Origin of the sequence: Streptomyces sp. NPDC008121 (assembly GCF_042957155.1) — a bacterium.
Taxonomy (GTDB): domain Bacteria; phylum Actinomycetota; class Actinomycetes; order Streptomycetales; family Streptomycetaceae; genus Streptomyces.
The window spans coordinates 215,814-228,950 of the sequence record NZ_JBIBHT010000010.1; the positions used below are offsets into that span (position 1 = coordinate 215,814).

The window sequence follows — 13,137 nt, forward strand, 5'->3', positions numbered from 1 at the left end:
CCGGGTGATCAGCGGTCCTTCGGGTCGAGCGCCCACAGTCCGAGCACGACGAGGAACGACAGCACCAGGAAACCCGCGCCCCACCAGGCGGTGCCGGTGTCGCCGGACATCCACTCGTCGACCACGATCGTCAGCCCCCACAGCTGGCCGACGACCACCGACAGGGCGAGGACCAGGCGCGCCGTCAGCTTGGACGCGCGCTCCGGTTCCTGCTCGGTGCCGGCGCCCGGGCCGGGGCCGGTGTGCCGGACCCGTGGGTCGCCGTAACCGCTGGTCGGCCGGATCTGGGGGTAGCGCTCGTGGACCGGGCGGTTCAGCCGCGGCCGGCCGCTGCCCGGGGTGTAGACCGGGCCGGACGGCACGTCCGGGCGGTCGGGGGCTGCCGGATCCCGGGGGAAGGGGGTGTCGCTGTCGCTCACGTCCGCGCCTTCCTCTCCACGGCCCCGCCGGCCGAGACCCCCGGGCAGCCGAAGCGCTCGGCGAGGTCCGGGCGGTCCTTCACGAGGCCGCGGCAGAGCCCTTCCTCCACGCTCTCCCCCGAGCGGGTGGTGCCCATGGCCCAGACGCTTCCGTCGGCCTCCTCGATGAGGATCACCTTCGGCAGGCCCCGGGGCGGCGGGCCCGCCGTCACCTCTCCCGTACGGGCGTCGAAGACCCCCTCGTGGCAGGGGCAGTACAGCTCGCCCTCGCTGCCCCGGTCCTTGCGCCAGAGCACGGCGCAGGCGAGGTGGGTGCAGACGGCGGAGTAGCCGGCGAGGGTGCCGTCCTCCAAGCGGATCGCGACCGCCCGGTCCTCTTGCCCGGGGTAGCGGAAGGCGAGCGACTCACCGGGCGGCAGCCGGTCGGCGATCTTCTTCGGTTCGGGTGTGCCGTCGCTGTCGCCGTGGCGGTGCAGGATGCCGGCGGCGACGCCGACGCCGCCGACGGCCAGTCCGCCGGAGACGGTGGCGACGATCCGCAGGTAGTCGCGGCGGGTGGTGAGGGCATCGGCAGCGATGCGGTCGTGGAGCGCCTCCTGGGCGGCGTCGGTCGCCCCGGGGCCTTCGGCGGGCGGCGGGGTGGTGACGCTCATCGGACGTCCACCCGGTGCGCGCCGCCGTCCTTGCCGGTGTTCGCCTCTCGCACGTCCACTCCGTTGATCTCGACGACGGGAAGGCCGCCGGGGACCGGCCACCGGACCTTGTCGGCGGGGACGACCATCGCGACTCCGGTGGTGACGGTGGTGGTGCCGAAGGTGAAGGAGTCGGCGACCTGGACGCCGGGGCGCTCCGCCTGGAGCTCCTCGAGGGTGCCGTAGAAGAGGGCGCCGGTGGGGCAGACGGTGGCGCACATCGGGGCGAGGCCGTAGGCGGTGCGGTCGTAGCAGAGGTTGCACTTCATCTGCAGCTTCGCCTGGAGGTCGATCTTGGGGACGCCGAAGGGGCAGGCGTTGACGCAGTTGGCGCAGCCGATGCAACGGGTGGTGTCGGCCTGCTGCACCACGCCGTCGGCGGTGACCAGGATCGCGTCGGCGGGGCAGACCTCGGCGCACGGGGCGACGGGGTCCTCGCAGTGCATGCAGACGGTGGGAAGGGAGGCGACGGAGTGGCCCTCGTCGGGATAGTCGAGGTGGATCATCGACTTGCCGCGGTGCGAGTCGCATTCGCGGCAGGCGGAGACACACGCCTGGCAGCCGATGCAGCGCCCCGGGTCGATGAAGATCGTGCGGCCCATCATGAGCGGATTCAGCTCCTCTCCGAGGTGCCACGGCCCTGCGGGGACGTGGGGGGCAGGGGGTCGGTGCGGGAGACCTGGGTCTCGGGGTAGGCGTGGTGCCCGGGGGCGGTGGGCGGTTCGGGGACCTCGTCGATCCGTTCGGCGGCCTCGATCCGGGCGGCGCACACCTTGTACTCGGGGATCTTGGAGCGGGGGTCGAGGGCGTCGATGGTGAGCGCGTTGGCCGCGGTGGGGACGGGCCAGTGGTAGGGGACGAAGACGGTGTCGGGGCGGATCGCCTCGGTGACGAGGGCGGGGAAGACCTCGCTGCCGCGGCGGGTGACGACCCGCACGGGGTCGCCGCTGCGGAAGCCGTGGGAGGGGTGGACCTCGACCCAGGGGCGGGGGGTCTGCTCGACGAGGGCGCCCAGCCGGCGGGTCTGGTTGCCGGAGAGGAAGTGGGCGACGGTGCGGCCGGTGGTGAGCGAGAGGGGGTACTCCTCGCTGTACGGGTCCATGGGCGGGTGCCATTCGACGACCTGCAGGTGGATCCTGCCGTCCGGGTGGTAGGTCCTGCCGTCCTCGAAGAGGCGGGGGGTGCCCGGATGGTCGGTGGTGGGGCAGGGCCAGGCGATGCCGCCGGTCTCCTCCAGGCGCTCGTAGGTGATGCCGTAGTAGTCGTTGACCGTGCCCGCGGAGGCGACGCGGAGCTCCTCGAAGACGGAGCGGGAGTCGGGGAAGGCGAACTTGTCGCCGGCGCCGAGGCGTTTGGCGAGTTCGCAGATGACCCAGGTGTCGGTGCGGACCCCGGCGGGCGGTTCCTGCGCCTTGTTGTGCTTGACGACCCGGGCCTCGGCGTTGGCCATGACGCCTTCGTCCTCGGCCCAGACGGTGACGGGGAAGACGACGTGCGCGTTGGCTGCGGTCTCGGAGAGGAAGAAGTCGAACTGGGCGTGGAACTCGGTGGCGTCGTAGCCCTGTTTGACGGTGGCGTAGTTCGGGAGGGAGACGAAGGGGTTGTTGCAGATGCCGATCAGTCCGCGGATCTCGCCGCGCTGCATCTGCCAGACCATCTCCATCATGGAGGTGCCGGCGGCCGGGAGTTCGGACTCCTCGATGCCCCAGATCTCGCAGATCTGGCGGCGGTGCTCGGGGTTCATGATCGAGCGTCCGCCGGGCAGGAGGTCGGACTTCTGGCCGTGCTCGCGGCCGCCCTGGCCGTTGCCCTGGCCGGTGATGGTGCCGTAGCCGGCTCCCGGCTTGCCGATGTTCCCGGTGGCGGCGCAGAGGTTGATGATCGTGAGGCAGTTCTCGACGCCCTGGGAGTGGTGTTCGACGCCGCGGGCGTGCCAGGCCATGGCCCGGTCCGCGCCGGCGAACATCCGGGCCGTCCGTACGATCTGCTCCTGCGGGACCCCGCAGATCTCGGCGGACCGGGCCGGGGGGTAGGCGGCGACGGTCTCCTTGACCTCGGCCCAGCCGGTGGCGTGGGCGGCGAGATAGGCCTCGTCGGCGAGGCCCTCCTGGACGATGACGTGCAGGACGGCGTTGAAGAACGCGGAGTCGGTGCCGGGCTTGAGGGCGACGTGGAGGTCGGCGGTGCGGGCGATCGCCGTCTCCCGTGGGTCGACGACGATCAGGGTGGCGCCCCGGTCGCGGGCGCCCCAGAGGTACTGCGTCATCACGGGGAAGCACTCGCCGACGTTGGAGCCGGCGATGAGGAGGCAGTCGGTGAGGAGGATGTCGGAGAAGGGGTTGCCGGCCCGGTCGATGCCGAAGGCGAGCTTGTTGGCCCCCGCGGCGGAGACCATGCACAGGCGGCCGTTGTAGTCGACGTGCTTGGTCTTCAGCGCGACGCGGGCGAACTTGCCGACGAGGTAGGTCTTCTCGGAGTAGAGGCTGGCCCCGCCGAGCAGGCCGAAGGCGTCGTGGCCGTACTCGGTCTGGATGCGGCGGATCTCGGCGACGGTGAAGTCGAGCGCCTCCTCCCAGCTCGCCTCGCGGAACGGCTCGTCGCGGTTGCGGCGCATGAGGGGGGCGGTGAGCCGGTCGGGGTGGTTGACCTGCTGGTAGGCGTTGATGCCCTTGGGGCAGAGCCGCATGCGGTTGATGTCGTGGTTGCGGGGCTCGACCCCGAAGACCTTGCCCGCCCGGTCGACCCGCAGGTACATGCCGCACTGGACGCCGCAGAAGCAGCAGTGGGTGGGGACGAGCGTCTCGCCGTCCTGGTCGGCGCGCCAGCGGTCCGCGGGGATCCCGCCGGCGTCGCGGAAGGCGCGGGTGCCGGGCGGGGCGAGGGAGGGATCGAGCGGAAGGTGCCGCCGGCCGGCGTGCTGCTGCGTCACTTGTACCCCTTCTTGACGTGGGTGAGGTAGGCGTTGCCGCGCAGGACGCGTTTGCAGCGGGGGCAGTACTCGGCCCAGGCGTCGAAGCCGAGGTCGAGGTCGCGCATGGTGCCCCGGAGGTTCTCGACGTAGGGGGCGGTGTCGATCGGCTCCCGGCAGCGGCGGCAGCCGAGGACCTCCTCGTCCCCGCCGCGGGAGGTGTACTTGAACAGCTGCATGCCGACGGCGGCGGGCCGCTGGACGATGTGGAAGAACTTCCCGAAGGGGATGTAGATGAGGGTGAAGACCACCGAGACCATGTGCAGGATCGCCAGGAACTCGTAGCCGCCGCCGTGCAGGAAGATCGACGAGAAGGTGAGGAGGAGCCCGGTCACGGAGATGACGATCAGGGCGATCAGCGGGACCAGGTCGTAGGCGAAGCGCTGGCCGGTGATCGCGCCGCGGTCCTTCATCCGGCGCCACAGGAAGTAGGAGGCGCCGGGGATGACGAGGACGGCGGCGATGTCGAGGCCGTGGAACATCAGCCAGCCGACGATGTTCAGCGAGTCGAAGCCGAGGATCTTGAAGCCCCAGATCCGCATCTCGTACCCGGGTCCCGAGCCGCTGCCCGAGGTGAAGGTGAACCACCCCCAGGTCAGCGGGAAGGTGATCAGGGCGGCCAGGATGCAGCCCCAGAAGATCAGCTGGTGGGCGGCCCAGCGGGCGTGCGAGCGGGCCCCGAGGAACTTCTGGAAGCCGAGGTAGGTGGCGATCATTCTCGGCAGGGCGGTGGGGGCCTTGCGGAAGTTGGCGGCCGAGAAGAGGGAGCGCCACCCCTGCTTGAAGAGTCGTCGGGCGCCGGGGGCGGAGACCCAGACCGTGTAGCGGTAGGCGACGCCGAAGGCGAGGAAGACGGTGGCGACGGCGTACGGCAGGAGCGCCGAGTCGAAGTCGCGCAGGAACCGGCTGCCGAGGACGATCGCGACGATCAGCAGGGCGGAGACGACGGCACCCGCGAGGGCGGCCCGGCGGCGCACCGCGGAGGGGGATTGGACAACGGGCGCGGGGGCCTGGGGTGGCTCGGTCACCCGGTCACGGTAGGGCGATATAATCGGTCTGGTCCCGTTCTGCGGGGCGGGTGGGTGAGTGTGTCGCTCAGATGGCGTTCAGGCCGTACGACCGGAGGACCGCGCGGGCCTCGGCGGCTCGTTCGGGGGTCGGGGAGGGCGTGCCACCGCGCCCCCGGCCGCCCGGCTCTGGTGGGGTGGGGCGCATGAGCCAACCGTTCCTGCCGCTTGTCGCGCGCTCCCGCACCGAGGCGCACCGCGCCGCCACACCGCTCGAGCTCTTCTTCGACCTCTGCTTCGTCGTCGCCGTCGCCCAGGCCGGCGCCGAGCTGGTGCACGCGGTGGTCGAGCACCACGCCGCCGACGGCATCACCCACTACGCGATGGTCTTCTTCGCGATCTGGTGGGCGTGGATGAACTTCACCTGGTTCGCCTCCGCCTACGACAACGACGACGTCCTCTACCGCGTCGCCACCTTCGTCCAGATCGCCGGTGTCCTCGTCCTCGCCGCCGGTGTCTCCCGCGCCTTCGAGGACGACTTCCTCGTCACCGTGCTCGGCTACGTGGTCATGCGGCTCGCCCTCTCCTTCCAGTGGCTGCGCGCCGCCCACCACGCGACGGACCCCGCCGAGCGGACGATGTGCCACCGGTACGCGGGCGGTGTCGTCCTCTGCCAGATCGGCTGGACCGCCCTGCTCTGGGCGCCTGAGGCGGCCCGCCCCTGGATCTTCCTTGTGATGATCGGCGCCGAACTGGCCGTCCCCGCCTTCGCGGAGAAGGACACCAACACCCACTGGCACGCGCACCACATCGCCGAGCGGTACGGCCTGTTCACGATCATCGTCCTCGGCGAGACGATCGCGGCGGCGACCGTCGCGGTGAAGGCAGGGGTCAGCGAGTACGACGCCCTGGGCGAGCTGCTTCCCATCGCCACCGGCGGCCTGCTGATCGTCTGCGCCGCCTGGTGGATCTACTTCGCCGTCCCCGCCCACATCCGCCTCGTCTCCAACCGGCAGAGCTTCCTCTGGGGCTACGGCCACTATCTGATCTTCGCCTCCGCCGCCGCCATCGGCGCCGGCCTCGAGATCGCCGTGGAGCAGGCCGTGGGCAAAGCCCACCTCTCCACCCTCGCCGCCTCCTCGGCGGTGACCATCCCCGCCGCGCTCTTCCTCCTCTGCGTATGGCTGCTCCACGCCCGCTACTTCAAGGTCGGCATCGCGCAGCAGCTCGTCCTGCCCGTGGCGGCCCTGGCGATCCTCATGTGCACGTTCGCCGGCCGCTGGGCGGTGCTCGCGGCCGGGGTGGTCGCGGCGGCGACGATCGCGGTCGGGGTGACGCTGTCCACCCGCCGTCCGGCAGCGCACCCGCAGGAGTGAGAGCGGAGGGCCTGGCGCGGTCCGCCCCGGGGCGCCGGCCGCCGGGCGGCACCGATGATTTCCGGACACGTGCCGGGGCGCGTGATACGCAAGGGGCCATGACGAAGCACGACGCACTCACGGACGTGGCGGGGCTTCGGGTCGGCCACGCGCGCGTGGCCGGGCCCCACGCCCTCAGCGGCACCACCGTCGTCCTCGCCCCGGAGGGCGGGGCCGTGGCGGCCGTCGACGTACGCGGCGGCGGCCCCGGCACGCGCGAGACCGACGCGCTCGACCCCCGTAACGTCGTCCAGCGGATCGAGGCCGTGGTCCTCACCGGCGGCAGCGCGTACGGGCTGGAGTCGGCGGCCGGGGTGATGGCCTGGCTCGAGGAGCGGGGCCGTGGGGTACGGGTCGGTCCCGACCCCGCGCACGTGGTCCCCGTCGTCCCGGCCGCCTGCGTCTTCGACCTGGGCCGGGGCGGCGACTTCAGGGCCCGGCCGGACGCCGGAACGGGACGGGCGGCGGTGGAGGCCGCGGCGGCGACCGGTCTCCACGCGCGCGTGGAGACCGGCGCGGTCGGCGCCGGCACCGGGGCCGTCGTCGGCGGCCTCAAGGGCGGGATCGGCACGGCGAGCACGGTCGTCGGGCCGGGCATCACCGTAGCCGCGCTCGTCGTCGTCAACGCGGTCGGCTCGGCGGTCGATCCGGAGACGGGCGTGCTGTACGGGCGGTACTTCGCGGGGCGGGCCGAGTACCCGGAGCCGGCCGTCCACGCGGCCGCGCGGCGGCGCCTCGCCGAGGCCGCGGCCACCGCCCCGGCGCCGCCCCTGAACACGACGCTGGCGGTCGTCGCCACGGACGCGGTCCTCACCCGCGCCCAGGCGCAGAAGCTCGCGGGCACGGCGCACGACGGCATCGCGCGCGCCATCCGGCCCGTGCACCTCCTCAACGACGGGGACACCGTCTTCGCCCTCGCCACCGGGGAGCGGGAACTGCCCGCCGAGGCCGGGCCGCTCGCCCTGAACGACGTGCTGGCGGCGGGCGCGGACACGGTGACCCGGGCGATCGTGCGGGCGGTGGAGGAGACGGCCGCGGGCGTGTCCGGGCCAGGGGGAGTGTTTCCGGCCTACCGCGAGCTGTACGGGACCGGCGCGGCCGACTCCGTTGGCAGCGCCGGAAGTTGATCGGCCGTCGGCGGGGGCGTGCGGGAACTCGCCATGCGCCCCCGTCGTTTTCCCGAACGCCGGACACGATGTCAGACCCAGGGACTACGTTAAGCAAGCACCAAGTGACATGCGGCGACGGCCTGCCTGGAGACCCCCTTGAACGATCCGCGGGATCCACACGATCCGTACGAGACGACCGAGACGCACGTGGAGCGCCTGCTCGGCCGTGCGCTCAACTCCTTCGATCTGCCCGACACGACGGTCGAGCGCCTGGAGACGGCGCTCGCCCACTCCACCGCGCTGCACTCCTCGCACCACAGCGCGTCGCTGCACCGCACCACCCACCGCCATACGTATCTGCTCGCCGACGGCTCGGCCCTGACGCTGTGGGAGCTGGTGCACAACGCCGGCCGGGACGGCACCGAGCACCACGAGGTGTACGCCGAGGAGGCCGAGGCGCGGCTCTCCGCGTCCCGGCTGCCGGCCGCCCTGGACCCGGGCTGGGGCGCGGACCGGGCGGACGGCTCGGACCTCGGCCTCGGGCTCGGTACCGACGACGACCTGGAGTCGCTGAGCGCGCTGCTCTCCCGCCCCATACCCGCCCAGCCGCGGACGTACGTCCCGGACAACTCCGCGGACCACGCCCGCCGGGTGCTGCGGCGCGCGGAGAACGCGGACCGCCCCGGCGAGGAGACGGCGCGGCGGCTGCGGGTGGCCTTCGCGCACCACATCACCCAGGCGTTCGGACGCCAGTGCGCGGTGGAGAACAGCGGCCGGGGCCCCGGGTTCACGCTCTACGAGCACGCGTTCCTGCTGCTCGACGGCAGCGAACTGAGCCTCTGGGAGGTGGAGCACACGGCGACCCCGGACGGCCGCCACATGTGCGAGGTGTACGAGAGCGAGCACACGGCCCGCGAGGCGATGGAACACCGGGCACGGGTCCGCTGACGGGTGCCGGGCGCCTCGGGGGTGCCCGCGCTCAGCTGCCCCTGGGGCGCTCGCCGCGAGCCGGCGCGGCGGGTTCCGCGGAGTCAGGGCGTGCGGACCAGGAGGGCGACCGTCACTCCGGTGAGGCGTTCCGCCCCGGTCGCGGTGTAGTGGGCGCGCAAGGCCTTGGCCTGCGGGCCCGGGAGGGCGTCGAGCGGGTCGGCCCGGCCGGCGGGTACGACGAGCCAGACGCGGGGCTCCTCGCCCACGCAGGCCGCCGGATCGGGGCACTCCGCCGACCACAGGTCGGCGCGGTCGGCGCCCGAGGCGGCCTGGAAGACGTCGCGCGGCCGCAGCCCGTCCGCGAGGTAGTGGCGGACCCCGACGTCGAGCATGCGCCAGTAGTCGTCCCCGCGGGCGTAGACGACGGCGTCCCCGGGCCGGTGGTACCTCTCGATGGTCCGTGCCGCGCCCGCGTAGTCGATGCCGTGCCAGAAGTGCGCGTACGGCCGGCGCAGCGCCTGCTGGTCCGGGAGGGTCAGTACGGCCAGGACCGCCAGCACCCCGGCGGCGGCCCCTCGGGAGCGGATGGCCGCGTCCAGCCCGGCGCCCGCGAGGACCGCCCAGGCCGGGAGGGTGAACAGCAGGTACCGGAAGTAGAAGTACGAGACGTCGCCGTGCGAGGCCGTCCAGACGAGCAGCGGGGGCAGCACGGCCAGGGCGGACAGCGCGAGCAGGGGGCCCCGACGGGCGGGGCTCCGCCCGCTCCACGCCAGGAGGGCCAGGACGGTCACCGCGCCGGCGACCGCCCCGGAGGCGTACAGCTGCGGCCAGAAGGCGGCGAGGCCCCACAGGTCCGGGGCGGGGATCCAGGAGATCTGGCGCCGGGCCTGCGCCGTGCCGAGGAGGGCGACCGGGGCGGCGGCGAGCACCCCGGCCCCGGCGGCGAGGCCGAACCGCCACACGATCGGCCGCCCACCGGGTGCCGAAGCCGCGCGGGCCCGTACGGCGACCCCGACCAGATGCCCGGCGAGGGCGGTGAGCGCCACCAGATGGAGCAGCCCGACGGCGGCCACGCACAGGGCGTACCCGGTCCAGCGCCACCCGCTGCCGGGCCGGTCCAGGGCGCGGAGCAGCGCCAGCGTGGCCAGGGCGACGGCCAGGACCACCAGCGCGTAGGGGCGGGCCTCGTGGGCGTAGCGGGTGACGACCGGTGTGAGCGCGAGGAGCAGTCCGGCCGTGGCTCCGGCGCGGCGCCCGAAGAGGCGCTGCCCGATCAGCGCCGTACAGGCCGCGGCGCCGGCCATCGCCAGCGCGGAGGGCAGGCGCAGGACCGCGGCGGAGTCCCCGAGGACGGCCGTCCAGCCGTGCAGGAGGAGGTAGTACGCGCCGAGGACGGCGTCCACGCGCCGGACCGTGGCGAGGAGGTCGCCGGTGGACCGGGTGGCCACGTCCCAGGTGTTGAGCTCGTCCTCCCAGAGGAGCGGGCGGCCGATCCCGTACACCGTCAGGACCAGGGTCAGGAGGACCGGCCACAGCCAGACGGGGAGAAGGGAGCGCTGCTCTCCGGCCGGGTCCGGGTCCCGCTTCGGGTACGGGGCGGGGGCGGGGGCGGCCGGAGGGTGCGGACGCCGGCCCTGGTCCAGGTCCAGGTCCGGGTCCCGGTCCCGGTCCAGGTCCTGGTCCCGGTCCGCCGGATCCGGGACCGGGGCACTGTCCGGGCCTTGGCGCGTGGGAGGGGAGGCGGGAAGCATCGTCGTCTCACTCCCCCGCCGGTACGGACGCGACGGCGGCGGGCGCGTGGGGGATCGAGGAGAGCCTGCGGACGGCGAACTCCCGGTTGACGCGGGTCTGCTCCCGGTGGGCTTCGGGCAGGTCCGGCATCGCGAGCAGCCGGTCGCAGGCGGCGAGCGAGCCCGCGGTGTCGCCGACCCAGTACGCGGTGATCGAGAACTCGAACAGCAGGCCCCAGCGGTAGATCCACGGCTGGAGGAAGAGCAGGTCGTCCGGCGGTTCCCGGTCGAGGGCGGCGGTGACGACGGCGTGGGCGCTGTGGTGGCGGCCCATGCGGCGGAGCCGGGAGGCCAGTTCCCAGCAGGCTTCGAGGCGCTGCGGCCGGGCCTCCCAGGCGCGGGAGAGGGTGTCCATCGCCGACGGCCAGTCGCCGGCCTCGGCCTTCAGGATCCCGGCCTGGAGCAGCGCGTAGGAGACCTCCTCGTCCCAGCCGCCCATCCGGGCGCGGCGCTCGTAGAGGTCGACGGCCTCGGCCGAGCGGCCGAGGTCGCGCAGGGTCTGGGCGAGGTAGAAGACCGTCCGGGGGTCGTCGGGGTCCCGTTCGAGTTCGGCGCTCAGCAGCCGGGCGTCGCGCTCGAACTTGTCGTGCCGGGACCCGCCGTCGGCGAAGTCCTTGACGACGAGCGCGTCCAGATGCGCGCTGACATGGCTCTGCGGATGGCCCGGCTCGATGGTCAGGTACTCGTGGGTGACGCCTTCGTACCGCCATGGGAGATCGCCTCTGACCAGGCGTTTGATGCGGTACTCCAGCGCTCCGGCGTGCCGCAGCAGATACGCGTCGGCGGTGAGCTCCGGCAGGGGCCCGGCCCGCTCGATCACCAGGTCGGCGTCGAGGAGGAGCAGATAGTCGGCCCGGCCGCGGGCGTGCCGGATGTTGAGGGTCCGGTTGTGGCCGAAGTTCACCCAGGGCTCCTCGCGCAGCTCGCCGGGGATGCCGTCGAGCGCGTCGCGGACGAGCTGCCGGGTCCCGTCCGTCGAGCCGGTGTCGGAGATGACCCAGGTGTCCACCAGGTCACGGACGGAGGCGAGGCATCGCTCGATGACGCGCGCCTCGTTCTTGACGATCATGCAGAGGCAGATCGAGGGCTTCACGGCAACACGGCTCCGGGGGGATCGGTGCGGACGACCTCATGACCGGCCGACCTTACGAACCGGGCGTGGGAGCCCTCCCGCGGCACGCCGCGCACGGCCGTGGCGTTCGCTCCCGCGTACGCGTCCATTCGGGATCGGCCGTAGGCCAGGGAGTTGATAGCTCCGCGGGACCCTCAAGGCTTCGTGATCGTGACCCGATGACCCGAGGGGAAGTCCGAAGTCCGAACACACTTCCCACTCATCACTCGAACCGGTTACGAAGGAGCACATGTATGCGTCCTGATCCCCGGACCAGGTCCTCTCTTGGCCCGCTCGCCCGACGTCGTTCCTGGCTCACCGGCGGGGCCGTCGCCTCGCTCGCCCTGGTGCTCACGAGCGTGGCCGCTCCCGCGGTCGCCGTGACGCAGCTGCCGGCGGGCCTCGCGGGTGTGAACGCGAACGCGGGTCCCTCGCCCGAGGAGTGCCAGGACGGTCCGCCGCCGCACCACGAGGACGGACCGCCGCCGTACGCCCAGGACGGCCCGCCGCGGCACGACCAGGAAGGGCCGCGGTTCCACGAGGACGGTCCGCGGTTCCACGAGGACGGACCGCCGCCGTATGACAGGGAGCGGATCCGGGAGTACGTCGAGCGGCACCTGGGCGAGTTCGCGCCCTACGGTCCGCAGCGGGCGACCCGAGCCCTGCACACGGAGTGCGAGGACGGGCCCACCGGTCCGACCGGACCGACCGGGCCCACGGGTCCCGAAGGGCCGACCGGCGACACGGGACCCACGGGCCCCGAGGGGCCGACCGGCGACACCGGACCCACGGGTCCGGAGGGGCCGACGGGTGACACGGGTCCGCAGGGACCGACGGGTGACACCGGCCCGGCGGGTCCCGCGGGTGGTGACACCGGCCCGACCGGACCGACCGGACCGACCGGGCCCGAGGGACCGGCAGGAGCGGACGGCGAGCAGGGTCCGGTGGGCCCCCAGGGCCCGGAGGGAATCCAGGGACCGACAGGAATCCAGGGACCTCAGGGCCCGCAGGGACCCCAGGGACCGATGGGTGCCGACGGTGAAGAGGGCCCCGAGGGGCCCGAAGGACCGCAGGGGCCCCAGGGCCCGACCGGAGCGACGGGTGCCACCGGTGCGACCGGCGCCGCCGGCCCCGCCACGTGCGTGGACATCGACGCCTCCCGGGACGAGTCCAGCCGCGAGATCAAGGGCGTGGTCGACAATGGCGCGGTCTACGCCGGCATCCGGGATCTGACCCCCGACACCACGGACTTCGTCTGGACCCCGCTTCCCGGGGCCCCGGCCGGCGCGTGCTCCGTCTCGATCGCCGAAGGGAACGACGACGTCTCGGTGGAGGTGCTCACCACCGGGGGCGAGGTGTGGGAGTTCCGGTGCGAGGTGGACTCCGGCAACCCGAACGAGCTCGACTGCGACACGGTCACCGATGACCCGGAGAGCCCCGACTACGGCCGGGGCCGCTGGATCGAGCTGACCACGCCCGGCGGCGCGGCGACCAACCGGGTCAACCGGTTCCTGGGCAGGCTGGGCGCCTCCGACGGGCTGAACGAGGCCGCGAAGTCCCTGAAGTGACCTGATCCGGGGAAGTGACCTGATCCGGGCGCGAGCCGGCCCGGAAGACGCCCGAGGGGCGGTGCGCGCCCCATGCGCACCGCCCCTTGAGGCGTCGAGAACACCCGACCGTACGGTCAGGCCCTCTC

The 13,137-nt window shown here is 73.3% G+C and carries 11 protein-coding genes; 4 read left to right on the plus strand and 7 right to left on the minus strand.

The genetic code is table 11. From position 1 onward, the window contains the following. Positions 1 to 8: 8 nt before the first annotated feature. From ACFZBD_RS30350 to ACFZBD_RS30370, 5 genes are read right to left on the minus strand one after another with little or no spacing between them, the layout of a single operon-like run. Entirely contained in the window at positions 9 to 419 is a 411-nt protein-coding gene (locus tag ACFZBD_RS30350; RefSeq protein ID WP_391145803.1) for a hypothetical protein, read from the minus strand. Then, the gene (locus ACFZBD_RS30355; RefSeq protein ID WP_391145805.1) at positions 416 to 1,072 is read right to left on the minus strand and encodes a Rieske 2Fe-2S domain-containing protein; all 657 of its coding nucleotides are present in this window, start codon (positions 1,070 to 1,072) and stop codon (positions 416 to 418) included. Before ACFZBD_RS30355 ends, ACFZBD_RS30350 begins: the two co-directional genes overlap by 4 nt. Continuing rightward, on the minus strand, positions 1,069 to 1,716 hold the full coding sequence (locus ACFZBD_RS30360; protein ID WP_391145807.1) for a 4Fe-4S dicluster domain-containing protein: 648 nt from the start codon (positions 1,714 to 1,716) through the stop codon (positions 1,069 to 1,071). Before ACFZBD_RS30360 ends, ACFZBD_RS30355 begins: the two co-directional genes overlap by 4 nt. Positions 1,717 to 1,724: 8 nt before the next feature. Next, positions 1,725 to 4,040 carry a molybdopterin-dependent oxidoreductase gene (locus tag ACFZBD_RS30365; protein WP_391145809.1) on the minus strand — a complete coding sequence of 772 codons (2,316 nt, stop codon included), beginning with the start codon at positions 4,038 to 4,040 and terminating at the stop codon, positions 1,725 to 1,727. Next, complete coding sequence (locus ACFZBD_RS30370; RefSeq protein ID WP_391145812.1) at positions 4,037 to 5,107, minus strand: MFS transporter; 1,071 nt, start codon at positions 5,105 to 5,107, stop codon at positions 4,037 to 4,039. The genes ACFZBD_RS30365 and ACFZBD_RS30370 overlap by 4 nt, the downstream gene beginning before the upstream one ends. Positions 5,108 to 5,292: 185 nt before the next feature. Here ACFZBD_RS30370 and ACFZBD_RS30375 point away from each other — a divergent pair, with 185 nt between their 5' ends. From ACFZBD_RS30375 to ACFZBD_RS30385, 3 genes are all read left to right on the plus strand, one after another. Next, positions 5,293 to 6,462, plus strand: a complete 1,170-nt coding sequence (locus ACFZBD_RS30375; protein ID WP_391145815.1) for a low temperature requirement protein A — start codon at positions 5,293 to 5,295, stop codon at positions 6,460 to 6,462. A gap of 98 nt (positions 6,463 to 6,560) precedes the next feature. Further along, on the plus strand, positions 6,561 to 7,628 hold the full coding sequence (locus ACFZBD_RS30380) for a P1 family peptidase (protein ID WP_391145817.1): 1,068 nt from the start codon (positions 6,561 to 6,563) through the stop codon (positions 7,626 to 7,628). A gap of 138 nt (positions 7,629 to 7,766) precedes the next feature. Beyond that, positions 7,767 to 8,558 carry a DUF6227 family protein gene (locus tag ACFZBD_RS30385; protein ID WP_391145820.1) on the plus strand — a complete coding sequence of 264 codons (792 nt, stop codon included), beginning with the start codon at positions 7,767 to 7,769 and terminating at the stop codon, positions 8,556 to 8,558. Between the two features lie 83 nt (positions 8,559 to 8,641). Here ACFZBD_RS30385 and ACFZBD_RS30390 read toward each other — a convergent pair whose 3' ends face one another. Continuing rightward, positions 8,642 to 10,291, minus strand: coding sequence for a glycosyltransferase family 39 protein (locus ACFZBD_RS30390; RefSeq protein ID WP_391145823.1), 1,650 nt, complete (start codon positions 10,289 to 10,291; stop codon positions 8,642 to 8,644). 7 nt (positions 10,292 to 10,298) lie between these two features. Further along, positions 10,299 to 11,423 carry a glycosyltransferase gene (locus ACFZBD_RS30395; protein WP_391145825.1) on the minus strand — a complete coding sequence of 375 codons (1,125 nt, stop codon included), beginning with the start codon at positions 11,421 to 11,423 and terminating at the stop codon, positions 10,299 to 10,301. A 272-nt stretch (positions 11,424 to 11,695) separates the two neighbouring features. Here ACFZBD_RS30395 and ACFZBD_RS30400 point away from each other — a divergent pair, with 272 nt between their 5' ends. Further along, positions 11,696 to 13,009 carry a hypothetical protein gene (locus ACFZBD_RS30400; protein WP_391145827.1) on the plus strand — a complete coding sequence of 438 codons (1,314 nt, stop codon included), beginning with the start codon at positions 11,696 to 11,698 and terminating at the stop codon, positions 13,007 to 13,009. Positions 13,010 to 13,137: the final 128 nt, after the last annotated feature.

What these genes read in the sequence shown, in the direction of transcription:
- ACFZBD_RS30355 (WP_391145805.1), bottom strand. Translation starts at nt 1,072, where the DNA reads ATGAGCGTCACCACCCCGCCGCCCGCCGAAGGCCCCGGGGCGACCGAC.
- ACFZBD_RS30360 (WP_391145807.1), bottom strand. Translation starts at nt 1,716, where the DNA reads ATGATGGGCCGCACGATCTTCATCGACCCGGGGCGCTGCATCGGCTGC.
- ACFZBD_RS30375 (WP_391145815.1), top strand. Translation starts at nt 5,293, where the DNA reads ATGAGCCAACCGTTCCTGCCGCTTGTCGCGCGCTCCCGCACCGAGGCG.
- ACFZBD_RS30380 (WP_391145817.1), top strand. Translation starts at nt 6,561, where the DNA reads ATGACGAAGCACGACGCACTCACGGACGTGGCGGGGCTTCGGGTCGGC.
- ACFZBD_RS30390 (WP_391145823.1), bottom strand. Translation starts at nt 10,291, where the DNA reads ATGCTTCCCGCCTCCCCTCCCACGCGCCAAGGCCCGGACAGTGCCCCG.
- ACFZBD_RS30400 (WP_391145827.1), top strand. Translation starts at nt 11,696, where the DNA reads ATGCGTCCTGATCCCCGGACCAGGTCCTCTCTTGGCCCGCTCGCCCGA.